At 52.2% G+C, this 3,604-nt stretch carries 4 protein-coding genes; 3 read left to right on the top strand and 1 reads right to left on the bottom strand.

Going from position 1 to position 3,604, the window contains the following annotated elements; all coding sequences use genetic code 11:
* The first annotated feature begins 6 nt into the window (after positions 1-6).
* Positions 7-999, top strand: a complete 993-nt coding sequence (locus AB5Y53_RS06415; RefSeq protein WP_368166140.1) for an IS5 family transposase — start codon at positions 7-9, stop codon at positions 997-999.
* Positions 1,000-1,315: 316 nt separating this feature from the next.
* On the top strand, positions 1,316-1,825 hold the full coding sequence (locus AB5Y53_RS06410) for a hypothetical protein (protein ID WP_059296296.1): 510 nt from the start codon (positions 1,316-1,318) through the stop codon (positions 1,823-1,825).
* Positions 1,826-1,915: 90 nt separating this feature from the next.
* On the opposite strand, the gene AB5Y53_RS06405 is transcribed toward AB5Y53_RS06410, so the two are convergent.
* Positions 1,916-2,365 carry a hypothetical protein gene (locus tag AB5Y53_RS06405; RefSeq protein ID WP_368181371.1) on the bottom strand — a complete coding sequence of 150 codons (450 nt, stop codon included), beginning with the start codon at positions 2,363-2,365 and terminating at the stop codon, positions 1,916-1,918.
* Positions 2,366-2,476: 111 nt separating this feature from the next.
* Between AB5Y53_RS06405 and AB5Y53_RS06400 the strand changes: the two genes are divergently transcribed.
* Positions 2,477-3,469 (top strand): IS5 family transposase, encoded by a 993-nt coding sequence (locus AB5Y53_RS06400; RefSeq protein WP_368166140.1) that lies wholly within the window; start codon positions 2,477-2,479, stop codon positions 3,467-3,469.
* The last annotated feature ends 135 nt before the right edge of the window (positions 3,470-3,604 follow it).

Below are 3,604 nucleotides of genomic sequence, written 5' to 3'. Positions count from 1 at the left end.
TTCAGCATGAATCATCAGCTTACCTTCGCGGATAGCGAGTTCAATGGTAAACGCCGCAAAACCCGTAAGGAGTTATTCCTGGCTCGTATGGATGCGTTGCTCCCATGGGCGATGATGCTGGAGGTCATCGAGCCCGTCTATCCCAAGGCAGGTAATGGCCGTCGTCCCTACCCACTCGATACCATGCTCCGCATTCACTGCATGCAACAGTGGTACAACCTCAGCGACGGTGCCATGGAGGACGCACTCTACGAGATAGCCTCGATGCGTCTGTTTGCCAGACTCTCCCTGGACCAGGCCATCCCTGACCGCACCACCATCATGAACTTCCGCCATCTGCTGGAGCAGCATCAACTGGCCCGTCAGCTCTTCGACGCCGTCAACCAGTGGCTTTCTGACGCCGGCATCATGATGAAGCAAGGCACGCTGGTCGATGCCACCATCATCGAAGCCCCCAACTCCACCAAAAACAAGCGTGGAGAGCGTGACGGCGAGATGCATCAGACCAAGAAAGGCAATCAGTGGTATTTCGGCATGAAAGCTCATATCGGCGTCGATGCCAAGAGTGGCCTGACGCATAGTCTGGAGACCACGGCCGCCAACGAGCACGACCTCAATCAAGTGGGAAATCTGCTCCATGGCAAGGAAGAGTTTGTGTTCGCCGACGCTGGATATCAGGGGGCCGAAAATCGTGAAGAGCTTGCCGATGTCGAGGCCGAGTGGGCGATTGCCATGCGCCCTGGAAAACTCAAGGAACTCAAAAAATATCCCCGTAAAAACAAGGCTGTCATTGCCTTTGAGAGGCTCAAATCCAGCATCCGCGCCAAGGTGGAGCACCCGTTTCGGATCATCAAACGTCAGTTTGGCTTTGTGAAGGCGCGGTTCAAGGGGCTGCGCAAGAACGACAACCAACTGGCGATGTTGTTTACGCTGGCGAATCTGTTTCGCGTGGACCAGATGATACGGGCATGGGATAGCTGTGCCCAAAAATCGAGATAAGCCTCGAAAATGAGGCTAAATGGCGCTTAATAGCCGAATACTTGCGGAAAAAAGTCAGGTTTTTGGTGTGATGGGCATTTCAAATGCGGACAAAGAGTTCGTGGTAAAGGTGCGATCCACTTGTTCGCACCTTCCCTAGGCTCGGGAGCATCTACTTCTATCCAGAATCGATTGCTGCACTTCACCGCCAGACTCAAAAAGGCATTGTGCCACCTATGGGTATTCCAACAAAATAGAGCTATGACTATGAATTTTTGTCAGTTATTCACATTATCCACTTTCAAGGGCAATGATCATTTAGTGGGGGGGCGGAAAAGTGATAGGGAACCAATGGAGTTCTTCTGGTGTACCACACAAAGGGTGGACGTGTATTGATGTAATTGACCTTCGAGCTAACGGCGAGCAGCCCGAAGATACCGATTATGCAACGTGCCAAATGTGCGGCAATGAGAAGATCCGCTATGTCCATGTGATGCAGCATCCCGACTATATCTCGGAATTAGAAGTCGGATGTGTATGCGCAGAAAAGATGACCGACGATTATGTGGGCCCCAAGCGGTGGGAAACAAAGTTGCGTAATCGCGCAGCGCGACGGACTCGCTGGCTGAAACGCACCTGGCGCACGTCAGCCAAAGGTAACAGTTTCCTAAATCTCGAAGGCTACAACCTAGTGGTCTATCCAACGAAGACAAAACGCTGGGGCTACAAAATCGGAAACAGGTTCGGTCCAAGGACATATCCAACAGCTAATGAAGCCAAGCTTGCTCTGTTCGATGATTTTTGGATAGAAACTCAGGACGATGAGGCACTGTGGTCATCGGACTGAGTAATAGCTTACAGTGCGATTCTTCCTGATTTTGACGAGCCGCCAGAAGGGGGGCTCTAAGTCAGGGATCACCGCCACCCAAGGATCTCGTCACCACATACTTTTGGCGGCTTTATCTTGCCCCCAGTGCGTGTCGCCCTCGATTTCCTGTGTCGAACCAGATGCAAGCATCAAAGACTGCATGGGAAAGAGTTCCATCAAGTGTGGTATGCGGGCAAAGTCTTGTACTGTTTCAGCCCACTCATAGTCGTCTTCGAATGGGTAGTAATTCACGGCATGAAGGAAAACACCTAATACGGTTGTATTGGAGGCATCGTAAGCTGAGATATTCTCGACGTTCTTGTTTCTACGCAGTTCCTCAACCTCTATGCCATCGCAAGTCTCATACCAGATGTGGACCACACCGGCACGGTCAGGAGGGATCTGCTGGATGGCATCGTTTAGCAAGCTCTTGAAATGCTTGGAGCGTGAACCGAGAGAGATCTCATGATCGCAGCGCCACTGAGCCCCCACACACTTATCAATATCCTTTACAAACATGTTGAGTATATCGTCTTGGGTCCCAGGGCGAATAACTCGCTTAGGGAAGGTGCGAACAAGTCCCTGATATGAGATCATGAGCCCCACTTGGCATCAGGTATAAGCTTCAGCATGAATCATCAGCTTACCTTCGCGGATAGCGAGTTCAATGGTAAACGCCGCAAAACCCGTAAGGAGTTATTCCTGGCTCGTATGGATGCGTTGCTCCCATGGGCGATGATGCTGGAGGTCATCGAGCCCGTCTATCCCAAGGCAGGTAATGGCCGTCGTCCCTACCCACTCGATACCATGCTCCGCATTCACTGCATGCAACAGTGGTACAACCTCAGCGACGGTGCCATGGAGGACGCACTCTACGAGATAGCCTCGATGCGTCTGTTTGCCAGACTCTCCCTGGACCAGGCCATCCCTGACCGCACCACCATCATGAACTTCCGCCATCTGCTGGAGCAGCATCAACTGGCCCGTCAGCTCTTCGACGCCGTCAACCAGTGGCTTTCTGACGCCGGCATCATGATGAAGCAAGGCACGCTGGTCGATGCCACCATCATCGAAGCCCCCAACTCCACCAAAAACAAGCGTGGAGAGCGTGACGGCGAGATGCATCAGACCAAGAAAGGCAATCAGTGGTATTTCGGCATGAAAGCTCATATCGGCGTCGATGCCAAGAGTGGCCTGACGCATAGTCTGGAGACCACGGCCGCCAACGAGCACGACCTCAATCAAGTGGGAAATCTGCTCCATGGCAAGGAAGAGTTTGTGTTCGCCGACGCTGGATATCAGGGGGCCGAAAATCGTGAAGAGCTTGCCGATGTCGAGGCCGAGTGGGCGATTGCCATGCGCCCTGGAAAACTCAAGGAACTCAAAAAATATCCCCGTAAAAACAAGGCTGTCATTGCCTTTGAGAGGCTCAAATCCAGCATCCGCGCCAAGGTGGAGCACCCGTTTCGGATCATCAAACGTCAGTTTGGCTTTGTGAAGGCGCGGTTCAAGGGGCTGCGCAAGAACGACAACCAACTGGCGATGTTGTTTACGCTGGCGAATCTGTTTCGCGTGGACCAGATGATACGGGCATGGGATAGCTGTGCCCAAAAATCGAGATAAGCCTCGAAAATGAGGCTAAATGGCGCTTAATAGCCGAATACTTGCGGAAAAAAGTCAGGTTTTTGGTGTGATGGGCATTTCAAATGCGGACAAAGAGTTCGTGGTAAAGGTGCGATCCACTTGTTCGCACCTTCC

This window comes from Aeromonas sp. R7-5, from assembly GCF_040908015.1.
GTDB lineage: Bacteria > Pseudomonadota > Gammaproteobacteria > Enterobacterales > Aeromonadaceae > Aeromonas > Aeromonas caviae.
Note: the sequence above shows the minus strand (reverse complement) of the source record. Positions and strands in the feature narration are given on the sequence as shown.

Bases quoted from the DNA above. Each gene is read 5' to 3' on its own strand.
- AB5Y53_RS06400 (WP_368166140.1), top strand. From the start codon at position 2,477: ATGAATCATCAGCTTACCTTCGCGGATAGCGAGTTCAATGGTAAACGC.
- AB5Y53_RS06415 (WP_368166140.1), top strand. From the start codon at position 7: ATGAATCATCAGCTTACCTTCGCGGATAGCGAGTTCAATGGTAAACGC.
- AB5Y53_RS06405 (WP_368181371.1), bottom strand. From the start codon at position 2,365: ATGTTTGTAAAGGATATTGATAAGTGTGTGGGGGCTCAGTGGCGCTGC.